The organism is Martelella sp. NC20 (assembly GCF_013459645.1).
Classification (GTDB): Bacteria; Pseudomonadota; Alphaproteobacteria; order Rhizobiales; family Rhizobiaceae; genus Martelella.
This window is the reverse complement of sequence record NZ_CP054861.1, coordinates 4,294,143-4,308,114: the sequence shown is the minus strand read 5'-3', so window position 1 is coordinate 4,308,114 and position 13,972 is coordinate 4,294,143. Positions and strand designations below refer to the sequence as shown.

At 64.0% G+C, this 13,972-nt stretch carries 16 protein-coding genes; 10 read left to right on the top strand and 6 right to left on the bottom strand.

The window, feature by feature from the left end:
- The first annotated feature begins 3 nt into the window (after positions 1–3).
- From argH to HQ843_RS20600, 3 genes are read left to right on the top strand one after another with little or no spacing between them, the layout of a single operon-like run.
- Positions 4–1,518, top strand: coding sequence for an argininosuccinate lyase (gene argH / locus HQ843_RS20610; RefSeq protein WP_180901434.1), 1,515 nt, complete (start codon positions 4–6; stop codon positions 1,516–1,518).
- Positions 1,518–2,567 carry an ABC transporter ATP-binding protein gene (locus HQ843_RS20605; protein WP_180901435.1) on the top strand — a complete coding sequence of 350 codons (1,050 nt, stop codon included), beginning with the start codon at positions 1,518–1,520 and terminating at the stop codon, positions 2,565–2,567. Before argH ends, HQ843_RS20605 begins: the two co-directional genes overlap by 1 nt.
- Positions 2,564–3,457, top strand: a complete 894-nt coding sequence (locus HQ843_RS20600; protein WP_180901436.1) for a carbohydrate kinase family protein — start codon at positions 2,564–2,566, stop codon at positions 3,455–3,457. The genes HQ843_RS20605 and HQ843_RS20600 overlap by 4 nt, the downstream gene beginning before the upstream one ends.
- 152 nt (positions 3,458–3,609) lie before the next feature.
- On the opposite strand, the gene HQ843_RS20595 is transcribed toward HQ843_RS20600, so the two are convergent.
- Positions 3,610–4,707 carry a tyrosine-type recombinase/integrase gene (locus HQ843_RS20595; protein ID WP_180901437.1) on the bottom strand — a complete coding sequence of 366 codons (1,098 nt, stop codon included), beginning with the start codon at positions 4,705–4,707 and terminating at the stop codon, positions 3,610–3,612.
- 80 nt (positions 4,708–4,787) lie between these two features.
- Between HQ843_RS20595 and HQ843_RS20590 the strand changes: the two genes are divergently transcribed.
- From HQ843_RS20590 to nusG, 7 genes are all read left to right on the top strand, one after another.
- On the top strand, positions 4,788–5,036 hold the full coding sequence (locus HQ843_RS20590) for a hypothetical protein (protein ID WP_180901438.1): 249 nt from the start codon (positions 4,788–4,790) through the stop codon (positions 5,034–5,036).
- Between the two features lie 68 nt (positions 5,037–5,104).
- Positions 5,105–5,596, top strand: a complete 492-nt coding sequence (locus HQ843_RS20585; RefSeq protein WP_180901439.1) for a GcrA family cell cycle regulator — start codon at positions 5,105–5,107, stop codon at positions 5,594–5,596.
- 52 nt (positions 5,597–5,648) lie between these two features.
- Complete coding sequence (locus HQ843_RS20580; RefSeq protein WP_180901440.1) at positions 5,649–6,398, top strand: hypothetical protein; 750 nt, start codon at positions 5,649–5,651, stop codon at positions 6,396–6,398.
- Between the two features lie 736 nt (positions 6,399–7,134).
- Complete coding sequence (locus HQ843_RS20575; protein WP_180901441.1) at positions 7,135–7,518, top strand: hypothetical protein; 384 nt, start codon at positions 7,135–7,137, stop codon at positions 7,516–7,518.
- On the top strand, positions 7,493–7,951 hold the full coding sequence (locus HQ843_RS20570) for a hypothetical protein (RefSeq protein ID WP_180897425.1): 459 nt from the start codon (positions 7,493–7,495) through the stop codon (positions 7,949–7,951). Before HQ843_RS20575 ends, HQ843_RS20570 begins: the two co-directional genes overlap by 26 nt.
- Positions 7,941–8,675 (top strand): hypothetical protein, encoded by a 735-nt coding sequence (locus HQ843_RS20565; protein ID WP_180897424.1) that lies wholly within the window; start codon positions 7,941–7,943, stop codon positions 8,673–8,675. The genes HQ843_RS20570 and HQ843_RS20565 overlap by 11 nt, the downstream gene beginning before the upstream one ends.
- A gap of 8 nt (positions 8,676–8,683) precedes the next feature.
- Positions 8,684–9,361 carry a transcription termination/antitermination protein NusG gene (gene nusG, locus HQ843_RS20560; RefSeq protein WP_180901442.1) on the top strand — a complete coding sequence of 226 codons (678 nt, stop codon included), beginning with the start codon at positions 8,684–8,686 and terminating at the stop codon, positions 9,359–9,361.
- 218 nt (positions 9,362–9,579) lie between these two features.
- On the opposite strand, the gene HQ843_RS20555 is transcribed toward nusG, so the two are convergent.
- From HQ843_RS20555 to HQ843_RS20535, 5 genes are read right to left on the bottom strand one after another with little or no spacing between them, the layout of a single operon-like run.
- The gene (locus HQ843_RS20555) at positions 9,580–10,638 is read right to left on the bottom strand and encodes a 4-oxalomesaconate tautomerase (RefSeq protein WP_180901443.1); all 1,059 of its coding nucleotides are present in this window, start codon (positions 10,636–10,638) and stop codon (positions 9,580–9,582) included.
- 12 nt (positions 10,639–10,650) lie between these two features.
- Positions 10,651–11,322: a 4-carboxy-4-hydroxy-2-oxoadipate aldolase/oxaloacetate decarboxylase gene (locus tag HQ843_RS20550; protein WP_210275304.1), complete on the bottom strand. Its 672-nt coding sequence runs from the start codon at positions 11,320–11,322 to the stop codon at positions 10,651–10,653.
- Entirely contained in the window at positions 11,322–12,053 is a 732-nt protein-coding gene (locus tag HQ843_RS20545; RefSeq protein WP_180901444.1) for a PIG-L deacetylase family protein, read from the bottom strand. The genes HQ843_RS20550 and HQ843_RS20545 overlap by 1 nt, the downstream gene beginning before the upstream one ends.
- 33 nt (positions 12,054–12,086) lie before the next feature.
- Positions 12,087–13,391: a TRAP transporter large permease gene (locus HQ843_RS20540; RefSeq protein ID WP_180901445.1), complete on the bottom strand. Its 1,305-nt coding sequence runs from the start codon at positions 13,389–13,391 to the stop codon at positions 12,087–12,089.
- Between the two features lie 28 nt (positions 13,392–13,419).
- Entirely contained in the window at positions 13,420–13,971 is a 552-nt protein-coding gene (locus tag HQ843_RS20535; protein ID WP_180901446.1) for a TRAP transporter small permease, read from the bottom strand.
- Position 13,972: the final 1 nt, after the last annotated feature.

Here is a 13,972-nt window from a genome sequence, read left to right as displayed (position 1 = left end):
CCAATGAAACACACCAATCCCGCCACCGGCGATACCAGCCGTTTTCCTGATCCGGTTTACAAGGAAACCGTACTCAAGCCCTTGTTCGACGGCGCAAAAACGCATTTCGTCGATGGCTTCCGCGCGATCGACCGCGCCCACCTCGTCATGCTGGCCGAGACCGGCATTCTGAGCGCCGAACAGGCCGGCCGGATCGCCGAGGCGCTTGTCGCCATCGACGCCGAGGTCGATCCGGCGGCGCTTGAATATACCGGCGAGGTCGAGGACTTCTTCTTTCTGATCGAGAAGGAACTGAAGGCCCGGCTCGGCCCCGATCTCGGCGGCCGGCTGCATACCGCCCGCTCGCGCAACGACATCGACCACACGCTGTTCAAGCTCGGCCTGCGCCGCTACATCGATGTCGCGCTTCGCAAGGCGCTTGGCCTGCTCTCGGCAATGATCGACACGGCGGAGCGCGAGAAGGCGACGCTGATCGTCGCCTATACCCACGGCCAGCCCGCCCAGCCAACCACGTTCGGCCACTATCTCGCCGCCGCGATCGAGGTTCTCGCCCGCGACATCGAGCGGCTGTTTGCCGCCCGCAAGACGGTCGACCTGTCACCGATGGGCGCTGCCGCGATCACCACGTCCGGCTTTCCGATCGACAGGCATCTCATGGCGGAGTTGCTTGGCTTCGAAGCGCCGCTGCAGAACTCCTACAGCTGCATCGCCGCCGTCGACTACATCACCGGCGCCTATTCGGCGCTCGAACTGATGTTCCTCCATCTCGGCCGTCTGATCCAGGACTTCCAGTTCTGGACCAGTTTCGAGGTCGGCCAGCTCTACGTGCCCAACGCGCTGGTGCAGATCTCCTCGATCATGCCGCAGAAGCGCAACCCGGTGCCGATCGAGCACATGCGGCATCTGGCGAGCCAGACCGTCGGCCGGGCGCAGACCGTGCTGACCGTGATGCACAACACGCCGTTCACCGACATGAACGACAGCGAGGGCGAGACCCAGGCGATGGGCTACCAGGCCTTCGAGACCGGTTTTCGTGTGCTCGACCTGATGGCGAGCATGATTTCCGCCGTCAAGGTCAACGGCGAGCGGGTGGCGACCAATCTCGACCGTTCCTGCATCACCATCACCGAGCTTGCGGATTCGCTGGTGCGGCGCGAGGACCTCTCGTTCCGCCAGGCCCACGAGATCGCCGCCGATGTCGCCTGTGCGGTCGTTGCCGCCTCCGGCGCGCTTGCAAGCGATGGCTACGCGCCGTTCCGCAAGGCGTTTTCCGCCCATGCCGGGCGCGAGACCGCGTTTGACGAGGCCGCCTTCCGCGAGATCGTCTCGCCGGAGTATTTTGTCAGCGTGCGCTCCCGTTTCGGCGGTCCGGCGGAAGAACCGCTCGGCCGCGCCATTGCCGGCTACCGCGACACGCTCAAAAAATATCAGCAACAAACCGATGAGCAGGCCGCCCGTCTTGGCAGCGCCGGCGCGGAACTCGGCGCCCGTTTCGAACGGTTGAGGGGAAAAGCATAATGGCTTCAATCGCACTGGAAAAACTGGTGAAGCGCTACGACAAGGTCGAGGCGGTTCACGGCATCGATCTCGAAATCGCCGATGGCGAGTTCGTGGTGTTCGTCGGCCCGTCCGGCTGCGGCAAGTCGACCACGCTCCGGATGATCGCTGGTCTGGAGGATATCTCCGGCGGCACGCTTCGGATCGGCGGCGACGTCGTCAACGAACGCGCGCCAAAAGCCCGCAACATCGCGATGGTGTTCCAGAACTACGCGATCTATCCGCATCTGACAGTGCGCCAGAACATCGGCTTCGGGCTCTACACGGCGAAGCTTTCCAAGGACGAGAAGAATACCCGCATCGACGAGGCGGCCCGCATTCTCGGCCTGACCGATTATCTCGACCGCCGCCCGGCAGCACTCTCTGGCGGCCAGCGCCAGCGCGTCGCGATCGGCCGCGCCATGGTGCGCAATCCATCGGCCTTCCTGTTCGATGAGCCGCTGTCCAATCTCGATGCCCAGCTTCGCGCCCAGATGCGCATCGAGATCAAGAAACTGCACCAGGAACTGAAGACCACGACCGTCTACGTCACCCACGACCAGATCGAAGCCATGACCATGGCCGACCGGATCGTGGTGATGAAGGACGGCAATATCCTGCAGACCGGCACGCCGGTGGACCTCTACGAGCATCCGACAGACGTCTTCACCGCCCGGTTCATCGGCTCGCCGTCGATGAACATGCTGCCGGCGGGAAACCTCGGTGAGGCCGGTCACGGCATTGCCGATGGCCGCGACGTCCTTGTCGGCATCCGCCCGCATGATCTGGTCGCCGTCGTCGATGGCGAAGCGCCGCTGGACGCGATCCTGACGCTCGAAGGCAAGGTCGAGGCGGTCGAGCCGCTCGGGCCGGAAACCATGGTCCATCTCATCGTCGGCGGCGAGAGCGTGATTGCGACCTCGCCGGGCACGGTGTCGCCGGCGGTCGGCTCATCGGTCGTCTGCGCGGTCATGCCGGGAAAACTCTATCTGTTCGACGCCGGGACCGAAAAGAGCCTGGGCCGCCGATGACAGCCGGACATGATGAAAGATCGGCCGTCCTCTGCGTCGGCCGGATTTACTGCGACCTGATCTTCACCGGGCTTTCGCGCATGCCGGTGCTCGGCCGCGAGGTCTTCGCCGACGGCCTGACGATTGCCGCCGGCGGCGGGGCCTTCATTTCGGCGGCGCATTTCGCCGATGTCGGCCGCCATGCAGCGCTGGTCGGACGGCTTGGCAATGATGCGATGTCGATGGCGATCGAGGGTCAGCTCGAAGACAGTGGCGTCGACCTCTCTTTCATGGAGTACGCCGACGATGCCGGACCGCAGATCACCGTCGCCTCGGTGGTCGGCGCGGAGCGCGCATTCCTGACGCGCAGGGCAGGCAGGGCCGAGCCATCGACGCTCGATGCAGCGCTCGCCTGGCCACGGGCCCGCCATCTGCATATCGCCGAATATGCGACGCTCGCCGAAATGCCCGATCTCGTCACCCGCGCCAAGGCCGCCGGGCTCTCGGTCTCGCTCGATCCGAGCTGGGACGACGCTCTGATCGGTGACGAGGCCCTTCTTTCCAGATGTCACGGCGTCGACCTGTTCCTGCCGAACCTCGAAGAGGCCCGCGAAATCACCGGGAAGCGCGAGCCGGAGGCCATGCTCGAAACCTTGAAATCCCATTTTCCGCAGGTCGTGATCAAGGCTGGAGGCGAGGGCGCATACGCCGCCACGCCCGGGCGGGCGCTTCACCAACCGGCCGAACGCGTTCCGGTTGTCGATACCACCGGCGCGGGCGATGCCTTCAACGCAGGCTTCGTCGACGAATGGTTGTCCGGCGCGGACCTGACCGCCGCTCTTGCCGCGGCGATCGGCGCCGGCAGTCGCGCGGTTCAGGTCGCCGGCGGCGCCGTGCGGCAAGGTGGCTGAGGCCCTTTAAGCCGCATTTCAACGCCCTGGAAACAGCGTCAGCTTTTTTCGACGGAAAAACGCCGGGCGTCTTGATCGCCGTGCGAAAAACGCCTATCAGGGTCGGACCGGAGAGGTGGCCGAATGGTCGAAGGCGCTCCCCTGCTAAGGGGTTATTCACCTCCGGATTTCCGTTTATTTTTCATTTGCTTGGCGGTGCAGTTCGAGACACCCTGTTCAGGTTTTGCAGATTTTCCCATTTTCCCGCGTCGGAACGCATCGTGAATGGATGCAGAACTATCTTCCGCGTGAGCATAGGTGTCGAGCAATATCCTTGGGCTTGACCAGCGGCCATGTTTCGCGGCCGTCACCGGGTCGATGCCTTGGCGAACGGTCAATTCCGTTCCAAAGCCATGCCGCCCGGCAGCGTGCGGAGGGATATATTCTATCCCCGCCCTTGCGCACGCCTTTTTCCAAACCTCATAGACTCCGTGCCGCGAGGCATAGCCAAAGACCTTGCCGTTGCGCGGCGGCAAGTTCGCCAGTTCCGCAACAAGTTCTGCCATGATTTCCACCCATTGCGCTTGATGTCCTTTAGCCGGCGGCATGATCAGGCGATGGCTTTGCAGATCCAGATGATCCGGCGTGATCTCTACCGCTTGGCCGATCCGCGCGCCGGTAGTGAACATGAACAGCGCCATGGCGGACAGATACGGGTTTGCCTCAGAGCGGAACGCAGAGAGCCACTCCCATGAGCCTGGCGTCTTGGCCTGTCGCGAGACTTTCCCCCGCCTTTTGTCCTGCTCTATGCGCTCCTGGGCGGTATAGGCGCGGACGCGGATGGGCTGACACTTCCCAAGCTCGTGCGCATTGTTGATGACGGCACAGATCGGCGTAACCACCTGCCGGCGCCATGTGTCTGTCGCCGCTCCGGGGTAGATCCTGACACCTAAATACCGGACGAGTTTCGGCTTGATATCCTTGACCTTCAGATGGCCGATGAACGGGATCACCTTCAGCAAGAAGGCGTCGGAGGCGGGGTTGCTTCTGTAAAGCTTGACGGCCGAGGCGAAATCTAGCTCGTCTTCAGGTCTCGGCGCATCGTCTCCAAGTATCGCGCGTTGCCGCGCTTTCCTTTCGAAGTCGCGGATTTTCGCTTTTGCGATTTCTTCATCAGAAGTTCCGAGGCTTCGGTTGATGTACTCGTTGTCTCCATCAGCCCGGCCACGTACCCACCATTTGTTCCCGCGTTTGTAGTGTTCAAGCGGCATGTCGCAGCCTCGAATATCCTATCAATGTGTTCCGGCTTGCCGGCGGCGGTCTTTCGGTGCCCGGCCGGGAGGAACGAGCGATGAAAGGTGCATTTCCCTTTGCCGAAGCGCCATCGCACCGGGTGATGCCCGGCGAGATCCGGCCCCGGCCATGGCAGCCGGAAGAAACCAGACGTCCAACCGAAGAGGATGCATCACCGGCAATCCCGATGCGCGACCTCATCGAGGAGGAGCTGGACGCACTCTGCATGGAAGCGATCGAGGCTGCGACCGACTGGCGGCGGCTGGAGTCGTTTGCAGCCGGCGGCATCAAGCCGGCACGGACCTGAGGATCCTTCCGCTCCGGTGTCCCGCCCTTAGTCACGGGCGGGCATCCCGAACGGAAAGGAGAGGCCTTGTGAAGCACTGGGACCGTCAGGAGATAGAGGCGATGGCCGCGATGCGCCGGGATGGCAAGGCGCTGACGGCGATTGCCGAGGCGTGGGGCGTGTCGCGCATGGTGGTTGCCGGCATTGCCCGCCGCAATCCGGAGCTGTTTCCCGTGAGGGAAAAGAAGACCGCAGCGGATAAAGCCGCCGAGCGAAAGACGAAGGCGGCCAAGCTTCTGGCAAAGCGGAAAAAGGCAGCCGGGACCGGGACGGTGGACAAACCCAGGCTGATCCCGGTCGAGGCCTATGACACCCAGCACATGCAGCTCCCCGGGGCCCCGACCGTGGCGTTCATCGACTGCGGCGAATTCCGCTGCCGGCTGGTGCTGACGCCGGGCGGTGAGCGGCTCGGTCCGGACACGCCGTGTTGCGGCAGACCGGTGGCAGAAGGATCCGCCTACTGCCCGGAGCATCAGAAGCTGATGTACCGGCCCTACATCAAGAGGACGCCGGCATGGTGATGGCCGTGCAATGGGGCGGATATGCCGGGGAAGCGATGCGGGAGACTTCCGCATGAGCACCACGGCAGCACGATCACCCGTTCGCCACTTCGAGCGCGCGACCGTCGCGCACGCTACCGGCATGGCCGCAGCGCTGCGGATCGTCTGCGGCTGCTGCGAGGCGAGCGGCTACGCGATCCTCAGCGCCGCGCTGCGGCAGGGGCCACCCGAGGCCGTCACGGATCACTTCCGCGCCGGCGGCTGGAAAGTCGGCGCCACACCGGCCGACGACCGGTGCCCGGCCTGCCGGCGAAACACCACAAACCGCATGAAAGGACAGACCATGGCAGCAGCAAAGCCGCGAAAGGCAGCGGCGACAGCAAAGGCACTTGCCGTCAGGACGACGGCAGCCGCAGCTCCCGCACCCACCGAAGCTCCCACGACCGCACCGCAGGCCGATCCGCCGCCGGCGATGGACCGGGAGGACCGGCGGATCATCACCGAGAAGCTGGACGACGTCTATGGCGATCGCGGCTATCGCGGATCCTGGACGGATACGACGCTTGCCCGGGATCTGAATGTGCCCCGGGCATGGGTGAGCGAGGTCCGCGAGGCCTTCTTCGGTCCGGAAGGCAGCAATCCGCTGCTCGACGAATATACGGCCGAGAAGGAAGGCTTCGATCGGTTGCACTCGGGCTTCATGGCGGCCCGCAAGGCGCATTGCGAAGAGCATGACCGGCTGCTGAAAATGGCCATGGACCTGTCGCGCAAGGCCGACGACATCGCCCGGATCGGCAAGCGGATCGAGCGGGAACTCGGCTGATGTGTGAGGTTGCCGCCCTGATAGCCGATATGGTGCGGGCAGGCGTCGACGCCGATCTGATCGGACGGACGGCTGCGGCGCTTTCCGAGCGCGAACCCGTGTTCGTGCCGGTGACCGGCGCGACGGATGACGCCATGGCGAATGAAGGCCATGGCGGTCGTTCCGCTGCGGCCAGACGGCAGGCCCGCTATCGGGCAAGACGGGCGGCAAAACCTGCTTCAGGGCGTAACGCAGGCGTAACGCGTGACGTAACGCGTTACGTAACGCGTGACGGGGGGCATAACGTGGAGGAAAATGGCACAGGCCCTGATATTGCGGGTGAAACCGCAGATCAGGCCGATATTGCGGATGCCTCAGACCGTAACGAAGCGTCACGCGGCGTTACGGGTGACGTAACGCGTTACGGTGCGGCACAAAAAGACACTTCCCCCCCCAACAGGAAAATTCCCCCCTTAAAGAAAAGGCCCCTAAAGGGGCCCAAAAGAAAAATCCCCCCGCCACGGCGGAAACGGGTCTGTTTGCAGCAGAACCCGATGCCGGTCCCAACGTTGACCTCGGAGCAGAACCGGGACGGGAGCCGGGGACCGACAGACCGTCATCCGCCGGGAGCGGGGCAGCCGTCGAAACAGCCGGCACAGCCAGCACAGTCGGCACCCGGGCTCGTCGACGCGGTGGTGACATCACCGGGCTGACGGCGGAGTTCGATGCCCATGTCTGGCCGCTCTACCCGCAGAAGGTGGCCCGCAAGACGGCGCTGAAGGCATGGGCGTCGGCAAGGCAGCGGGCGGACCTCGACACGATCATGGCCGGGCTGAGGCGCTACGTCGCCAAGCGTGACGACCGGCCATGGTGCAATCTCTCGACATGGCTCAACCAGGACCGCTGGACCGACAGGCCGGCCGCGTCCTCACCATCGCAGGCCAGATCGCCGCCACGGCCTTCAGGCACATCTCGCTCCGAACAGATCCGGGAACACAACAGGCGGGTGCAGGAAACCCTCGACAAGCGCATGAGGCACGACAATGGCAACAGTGACGACATTGGTAACCGGGAGACAGACATCATCGACATCGGCAGATCGGACTGGACGGCGCATGGCAGCCCACGAAGCGGCCCTTGAACCGGCAGGCGAGCATCGCTCGGATCTGATGCTGTCCTCGCTGATGCAGTGCGGCTTCACGGTGCCCGACAGCATCGACCCGGAGATGGCCGCGGAGCTTTATGCCAGCGTGCTGCGCGACAAGCCGGTCGCGGCCATGCGTCGGGTGTTCACAAACCTCAGGCTTGGCCGCTATGAGCGCTTCCGCTCGTTCCTGCCGAAGCCGGCCGAGCTCTCCGCCCTGATCGATGATGCCGCCCGCCATGACCGGGAGATGCTGCGGATCGAACGCGAACGGCTGAAGGGCATCGAAGAGCGCCGGCGGCTTTCGAGACCCATCTCGCCGGAAGAACGGCAGCGCCGCCGGGAGAAGGTCGCAGCCGCCAGGGCATTGATGGCGCAAGCCGCCGCAAAGCGGGCAATGCCAACCACGGGAGAGCGCGATGACCACTGAGAGCGAAGACCGCAGGACGGTGCGAAAGTCCTTCCTGAAGTTCTACCGGCAATGGTCGACCTTCGGCGATGACAGCGACGAACGGGCCTTTGCCGAATGGCAGGCGATGACCACGGAAGACCGGGAGAAGGCCTCCACCCTGCTGCCGGCCTTCCTCACCCTTGCTGCGCTGAAGGGCAGGGCGGTGAAGTTTGCCGCCAGCACCTATCTGAGGGACAAGCGCTGGCAGGATGTGCCGGACGGCATGGAAGCCCCGGCAACCGGCCCGGCCATTGCCGCGACCTTCGGCAAGGCGTGGATGGCAGAACGCTTCATCCGGCTTGGCGAGCCTGCCATGAAGCTGCCGCCGCTGACGCGGTTCCAGGAGCATGAGATTGCCGCAGGCCGGCAGGACCGCAGCTCACTCCAGCACGAGCGGATGCAGAAGATGGGCTGGCCGTCGGTGAACGCCATGCACGAGCAGGCGCTGCACCATCCGGGCAGGGGGGTGCGGGTGACGGCGGAGACGGTGCTTGCCGGTGCGGACTTCGAACAGGTGCGTGTCGGTAGCGATCTGTGGCTCGCCTGGCAGGCCGAACATGACGCCCGGTGCTTTCCGTGGCTTCCGGATCCCGGGCGGGCGCAATGGATCTACTTCCCGCCGGGCGGAACGCCGGCAGCGGCACTGACGGGTTTCTTCGGGAAAATACAGCGGATCCGGCAGGGCGAGGCGGCAGCACGATGATGGTGGCAATGATGACGACTGGGATGACGGCAGACGCAGGGGCAGCGGCAAGGGACAGGCTCGAAGCGGAACTGGGCGAACGCAGTCTGCGCAGGATGCACCGCGACGACACGATCCGGCGCATCCGGCAGGACGAAGATGGCGCGCTTGCCGCCAACACCGCAAGCGAGACGGCATGCTGGTATGTGGCAGCGGTTCATCCGGGTCACGAGCAGGCAACCGAGGCAGCGCTGAAGGCGATCGGAGCCGAGGCTCTGGTGCCGATGCGCCAGGGCAAGCGGCGCAGACGTCGCGGCAGGCTGCTGCCGCCGCAGGACGAGGTGCTGATGACCGGTTATGTCCTCGTCCGCTTCGTCAGCACGGCGAAGGCGCTGAGGGGATTGCTCAGGCAGGAGCATGTGACGGCCATCCTCGGCGGCTGGGAAACGCCCTATGCCATCCCGGCCGATGCCGTCGCAGCGCTGATGCGCAAAGCCGACAACGGCGCCTTCGACTATGACCGGCAGAGCGATGTCCGGGTCGCTGCCGGAGACCGGGTAAAGATCGAAGACGGGATCTTCGCCGGGCAGGTCGGAACCGTGACAACCCCCAACACCACGGGCAGGGGCGATGTCGTCATCGAGGTCGATCTGTTCGGGCGCATGACGCCGATGGTCGTGCCGCTTGCCGTAGTCACCAAACTATAAGCCGAAAGGCAGAAACCCGTCACGGCGGGCAGGGTGCGCGAGGGCGGGTTGCTTCGGCGATCCGCCCTTTCCGCAAAGGGCTGTAGACCCTCCCGAGGAAAACGGCGGGTCCTTCCTGGCACCCTTGGCCATGCGGGTATTTGGCACCGCGCGGGTTGCCCAGTCTGAGGCTAAATTCAAAGCCTAAAGTCGGGGCTAAACTAAAGAGGAGACTACGTTCAAGAGCCAAAGATTATTCCATCAAACAGCTTGCGCGCCGTTCGCAGAACCCCGGCCGTCCGGACCTCGCCGTTTTTGATGGTGGCAATCACCGTGAGTTCCCCGGTCGGGTGCTCGACCGAGATCGATTTCGTTTCGCCGTCAGGGATGACCGCGAGGGCCGCAGCCGGGCCCTGTGGCAACAGGCATGCGGTCGCAACGCTCACCGCCCCCAGGACGCCGATTGCAGCATGGCAGCGGTGCGGGATGAAAGTACGGGTCATGATCGCGCCGCCGGCTATCGGTTTCGACACCATCGTCATCTTCGGCACGGATTTCTTGCTGACATCGCCGAGTTTCATGAGTGGGCCGGCCGCAAGGCGGATCGCTTCCAGTTTTTCCCTGAGCGCCGCATTGCCCTCCAGCGTCGCCGGCGCTTCGTCGCCGGCGATTCCGAGATCGGCAGCGCGGATCACCACGCAGGGCATGCCATTGTCGATCATCGTGACCTCGATACCCTCGACCACATCGACGGCATTGCCGGTTGGCAGCAGGGCGCCGCAGCTTGATCCGGCGGTATCCTCGAACACGATCGGCACCGGGGCTGCGGTGCCCGGGACACCGTCAATACGGGCCGTGCCGGCATAGTTGACCTGCCCGCCCGGCGTTTCCACCGTCGCGACGGCAATCTGGCCGGTATTTTCCATGAAGATGCGTACTTCGGTCTGGTCGTCCGTCGCTTCGACCAATCCGCGTTCGATCGCGAACGGGCCGATGCCGGCGAGGATGTTGCCGCAGTTCTGCGCGTCCGTGACGGTTGCCTGGTCGACAAAGACCTGCAGGAACAGGTAATCGACATCGATGCCGCAACGCTCCGACCGGCCGACCACGGCGACCTTGGAGGTCAAGGGGTCCGCTCCGCCAAGTCCGTCGATCTGGCGTGGATCGGGCGAGCCCATCACGCGCAGCAGAAAGGCATCGCGGACGCCACGATCGGCAGGCAGGTCTTCCGCCAGGAAATAGCCGCCCTTGGAGGTGCCGCCGCGCATCCACATGCAGCGCGCCGAATGATCGTTCATTTCCGTTCTCCGCTATTCGTAGCGCAGGCCTCCTGCCTCAAGGCGGCCGCGCATGTCGTAAATATCGAGGCCGAGCTTGCCGGCGGCGAGCAGGGCGCGCTTGTTTTCCTCGTTCGCGGTGCGGGCATCAGCCTTGCCGGCAACTTCCGCCGCCCTTGCCGCCGGCACGACGGTGACCCCGTCATCATCGGCGACGATCACATCGCCGGGATTGACCAGCGCGCGCCCGCAGACGATCGGCACGTTGACCGAGCCGAGCGTCTCCTTGACGGTGCCCTGCGAGGAGATCGCCATCGACCAGACGGGAAAGCCCATTTCGGTCAATTCGCGCACATCGCGGCAGCCGGCGGCGATCACCAGTCCCCGGCAGCCTCGCGCCTTGGCCGATGTCGCCAGAAGGTCGCCGAAATAACCGTCGTCGCAGGCTGATGTCGGCGCCAGCACAAGGATATCGCCGTCCTTCACCTGCTCGATCGCCACGTGCAGCATCCAGTTGTCGCCGGGCGGCGCCGAGATCGTGACGGCGGAGCCGGCGATGCGCGTGCCGGGATAGATCGGACGCAATAGCGGACCGAGATAGCCGGTACGGCCCTGTGCCTCATGGGTGGTTGAGGCGCCGGCGCCGGCAAGCCGCGCAATGACGGCGGGATCGGCACGGGTGATGTTCTGCTTGACGACGGCCATCAGAGTTCATCCACGGTGCGGGGAAAGATCGATTGGAAACCTTCAGCATGGGTTGCGGGCCGACCGCCGGACTGGCCGCCGGAATTACGGCGGAAATGGTTGGCACGGTTTTCGGCGACGTTCCTGTAATAGTGCCAGAGATGTTCCTGGCCGGTCATGCACTGGATCGCCGCCCATTTCTTGTCCCAGACCGGTGAGATGTCGAGAAACACGTCCGGCTTCCATTCCATTTGCTCGGTCTGGTGCGGCTCGAACAGATAGAGTTGCGGTGCGCCCAGCACCTTTTCGCCGGGGTTATGACCCCAGGCCTGCGCGATCATCCGGCACTCGATCGCCATCTGGGTCGCGTACATGTGGTCGGTATTGTAAGGATCCACCTTCGAATGGGAGAGCATGAAAGCGGGCTGGACCTTGCGAATGACATCAACCAGTCGCTCCTTGGCGGAGCGATCCATCTCCAGTGGATAGTCACCGAGATCGAAGAACTGGATATCGTGGACATCGAGCGCGCGGGCGGCGTTCTCGGCTTCTATCCGGCGGGCCTCCTTTACCTTCTCCAGCGTCATACCCTCGTTCTTCCAGAGCTTGGCGCTTTCGCCGCGCTCGCCATAGGAAAGGCAGACGATGGTGACATCATAGCCGCGTTGCTGATGCAGCGCGATGGCGCCGCCGCAGCGCCAGACAAAGTCGGCGGAATGGGCGCTGATGACCAGCGCTGTCTTGTCAGCCATAGGAAAACTCCTTGCAAAGTGTCTTTGTCTTCATCACATCAGGCTCGGCAGCAGCAGCGAAATCTGGGGAAAGGCGATCAGCAGGGCGACGACAACGACCTCGCAGGCGAGAAACCAGCCGATGCCGCGAAACACTGTCGTCAGCGGTATGGCATCGCCCGCCACCTGCTTGACCACGAAGGCGTTGATGCCAACCGGCGGCGTCAGCACGCCGATTTCAAGAAATTTCACCACCAGCACACCCATCCAGATCAGGTCGAAACCAGCGGTGTGGAAAATCGGCAGGAAGATCGGCAGCGTCAGCAGCATCAGGCCGATAGCATCCAGGAACATGCCGAGCAGGATGTAGATTAACGCGATCGCGATGATCAGCTTGATGCCGGTGATGTCGTGGGTGGTAACGAGGTCCGAGAGATAGCGCGGCACGCCCGAAAGCGCGAGAAAGCGTGTCAGCAGGATCGCGGCGATTGCGATGATGAAGATAGCACCTGTGGTGCGCACCGCATCGGTAATGCTGTCGCGCAGCACCCGCCAGTTCATCCGGCCCTGCACCGTGGCGATGACGATAGCGACGAACGCGCCGAACGCACCCGCCTCGGTCGGCGTCACCACGCCGCCATAGATGCCGCCTATGATCGCGAAGATCAGCACCGGGATCGGCCAGACGCGCGCGAGTTCGCGCCATTTTTCGTTTTTGTCGATGGCCTTGGGCGCCGGCGGGGCAAGCGACGGGTTGAGCTTGCAGCGGATGATGATCATGCCCGCATAAGCGACGGCCGTCAGCAGGCCCGGCAGCAGGCCGGCAATCAGCAGCGCGCCGATCGGTTCCTCGGAAAACCAGCCATAGAGGATGAACAGGATGCTCGGCGGGATAAGCGCGCCCAGCGTTCCCGCAGCCGCGACCGTGCCAGCGGCAAGCGATTTGTCATAGCCGCGGTCGAGCATTTCCGGGATCGCGATCCGGCCCATGGCTGCGGCGGTTGCGACGCTGGAACCGCACATCGCCGCAAAACCGGCGGAGGCGAAATTGGTGGCGACCGCAAGCCCGCCCGGCATCCAGTTCATCCACACCCGCGCCGCCGAATAAAGTACGCCGGTAATGCCGGTGCGATAGGTGATGGCCCCGAGCAGCAGAAACATCGGCACGGCGGAAAGCGACCAGTTGGCGGCGAAATCATATGTCAGCGTGCCGAGCGCGCCGAAGGCCGCGGTCGACCCCCGGATCATCCAGATGCCGACCAGTGACACCAGGCCGAGAGCGGCCGCGATCGGTACGCGCAACGCCAGCAGAATGACCACGACACCGAGACCGGAAAAGCCGATGGCAAGCGAACTCATCGGATCGCTCCCTTGAAAGCAGACGACATCAGAGTTCCTCCTGATGGGTTTCCGGGGCAACCGGGGCCTTGCCGGTGGCGTCCTTCAGATAAAGCCACGCATGCAGCAGGCACATCGCCGTCAAAAGGCCGCAGCCGAGCGGGGGAAACCAGCGCGTCGGCCAGACAGGGATGGTGTAATAGACGGCGTCGATCATCTCCCCCGCCTCCGTACGATCGATTGCCTCGACCGTCGTCATCCAGGTGACGCAGAGCGCGAAAACGGCGAGCATCAGACAGCCGAAGGCATCGAGCACCAACGTCGGACGCGGCCCCAGCCGGGCCGTGAACAGTTCGACGAACAGATGGCCGCGCGATTTCTCGATCGCCGCAAGCGGCAGGAAGATCGCCGCCACCATGTAATAATTCGAGACGATCTCAAGCGTGCCGACGATCGGCATCCTGAAGAAGTATTTCAGCAGGACGTCGGCTGCGACATGCAGCATCATCATGAGCACCGTGGCTCCCGCGACCACTGCAAAGGCGCGGGAGAGCATGGTGAGCACGGCGTTGACGGGGCCTTCTCTTGTCCTGTGGGTCATC

Coding starts and splice junctions, on each gene's coding strand:
- HQ843_RS20600 (WP_180901436.1), top strand. CDS start 2,564: ATGACAGCCGGACATGATGAAAGATCGGCCGTCCTCTGCGTCGGCCGG.
- nusG (WP_180901442.1), top strand. CDS start 8,684: ATGATGACGACTGGGATGACGGCAGACGCAGGGGCAGCGGCAAGGGAC.
- HQ843_RS20545 (WP_180901444.1), bottom strand. CDS start 12,053: ATGGCTGACAAGACAGCGCTGGTCATCAGCGCCCATTCCGCCGACTTT.
- argH (WP_180901434.1), top strand. CDS start 4: ATGAAACACACCAATCCCGCCACCGGCGATACCAGCCGTTTTCCTGAT.
- HQ843_RS20590 (WP_180901438.1), top strand. CDS start 4,788: ATGAAAGGTGCATTTCCCTTTGCCGAAGCGCCATCGCACCGGGTGATG.
- HQ843_RS20580 (WP_180901440.1), top strand. CDS start 5,649: ATGAGCACCACGGCAGCACGATCACCCGTTCGCCACTTCGAGCGCGCG.
- HQ843_RS20605 (WP_180901435.1), top strand. CDS start 1,518: ATGGCTTCAATCGCACTGGAAAAACTGGTGAAGCGCTACGACAAGGTC.
- HQ843_RS20535 (WP_180901446.1), bottom strand. CDS start 13,971: ATGACCCACAGGACAAGAGAAGGCCCCGTCAACGCCGTGCTCACCATG.
- HQ843_RS20540 (WP_180901445.1), bottom strand. CDS start 13,391: ATGAGTTCGCTTGCCATCGGCTTTTCCGGTCTCGGTGTCGTGGTCATT.
- HQ843_RS20555 (WP_180901443.1), bottom strand. CDS start 10,638: ATGAACGATCATTCGGCGCGCTGCATGTGGATGCGCGGCGGCACCTCC.
- HQ843_RS20595 (WP_180901437.1), bottom strand. CDS start 4,707: ATGCCGCTTGAACACTACAAACGCGGGAACAAATGGTGGGTACGTGGC.
- HQ843_RS20570 (WP_180897425.1), top strand. CDS start 7,493: ATGGCAGCCCACGAAGCGGCCCTTGAACCGGCAGGCGAGCATCGCTCG.
- HQ843_RS20550 (WP_210275304.1), bottom strand. CDS start 11,322: ATGGCCGTCGTCAAGCAGAACATCACCCGTGCCGATCCCGCCGTCATT.
- HQ843_RS20565 (WP_180897424.1), top strand. CDS start 7,941: ATGACCACTGAGAGCGAAGACCGCAGGACGGTGCGAAAGTCCTTCCTG.